The organism is Pseudooceanicola lipolyticus, from assembly GCF_002786325.1.
Taxonomy (GTDB): Bacteria; Pseudomonadota; Alphaproteobacteria; order Rhodobacterales; family Rhodobacteraceae; genus Pseudooceanicola_C; species Pseudooceanicola_C lipolyticus.
The window spans coordinates 1-1,505 of sequence record NZ_PGTB01000335.1; the positions used below are offsets into that span (position 1 = coordinate 1).

The following is a 1,505-nucleotide window of genomic DNA, read 5'->3' on the forward strand; positions in this document are numbered from 1 at the left end:
GATGCCGCGCCGATCACCGGATCGCCGACGCCCAGCATCCGGTCCAGCCGGCGCGCCCCGTCGGACTGCGCGCGCAGGGTGCGCAGGCTGGCAATCGAGGGCAGCACGGCGATGGCGTGGCGCCGGATCAGCCAGTCGGCCTCGGCCAGGCTGTCGGGCAGGGTCTCCGAAGTGACCAGCGCCTGGAATGGCAGCCGCAGCAGGTCGGGCGGCGGGGCGATGATCAGTTGCGGATAGACCGGCAACAGCCCGGCCAGGTCGCCGAACAGATCGGCATAGAGCGCATGGGCCCGGACGAGATCAAAATAGTCTCTACCTTTGCGGTTTTGCGGCCCGCCGGCCGACATCGCGCCGCGCAGCCCCTGCGCGCCGCCGGTGTCGCAGCCCGGATCGCTGACCGCCATGTCACAGCGAAAGGCCTGGATGCGTTCGTTCAGCACCCGGCGGCTGACCTCGCCCATGCGGGCGATATGCACCCCCTGCTTGGTGACGCCGATCACATGGTTGGCGGCCCCGTCCAGCCCCGGAATGTAGTCGGGATTCAGGCTGGGCAGCAGGAAGGTGATCAGCATCTCGCCGGGGCGCAGCAGCGCCTGCACCTCGGCCAGCGGCAGCGGCTTGACCCGGCCGATGCCGATGGTGCCCAGCCCCAGCGCGTCCAGCGTGGTGTCGACGCGGGCCAGCTGGGCCTCGATCGCGTCCAGATCCGTGGTGATCTGCGCCGCAGCAGCGTGCCGGGTGCCGCTGCCGAAGCTGTCGGTCAGCCGCGCGCTCAGCCCGGCATAGGCTTCGGTCAGGTCCTGCCGCTGGCGCAGCAGGGCGCCGCGCGATGGGTCCTCCACCGACAGGCGGGTTTCCAGCACCGCCATCGCCTCGGCCGATTGGGTGATCTGGGTCCATTGCAGCGCCTCGAAGGCTTCGGCCACCGCGCGCGGCGACGGATCGGGCCGGTCGATCAGCAGCCAGGCGAATTGTTCGAACTCCGAGGCCGCCTGCGGCAGGGTGGTTTGGTACAGCGGCGCCTTGCGCGCTTCGGTCACCCGGCGATAGATGCGCCGGGCCGCCGCGCGGTTGCCCGAGACCAGCTCCAGCTGCGCCAGCAGCACCTGCGTGTCGAGCGCCTGCGGCGCGATCTCGGGCAGGGCGGTCTGGTTATGGGCCACCGCCTCGGTCAGCAGCGCGCGGGCGGTGGCGGGATCGCCGCTGGCCAGCGCGGAATCGGCGGCATTGGCCAGGACCATGGTATAATCCGGGCTGGCTTCCGGCGCGATGCGGCGCAGCGCGTCGATTTCGGCCAGCAGCGGCGCAAGGTCGATCTCGGCGCCGGTTTCATAGGCGATGGCGATCCCAAGGTCGGCCAGCCGGGCGCGGGTGAGTGCCCGGTGCCACGCATCTTCGTTTGCGCCGGAAGGGCCGTCGAGCACCGCCTGCGCCCGCGCGATCCAGGCGCGGGCCGGTTCCGGCCGCCCCGTGTCCAACAGGAACCGCGCCCGGTTGCCGGCGCA

Annotated in this window: 1 protein-coding gene; it reads right to left on the reverse strand. The window is 71.5% G+C overall.

Going from position 1 to position 1,505, the window contains the following annotated elements:
• On the reverse strand, positions 1–1,505 hold a 1,505-nt coding region (locus CVM52_RS25675; protein WP_133120009.1), incomplete at both ends, for a tetratricopeptide repeat protein.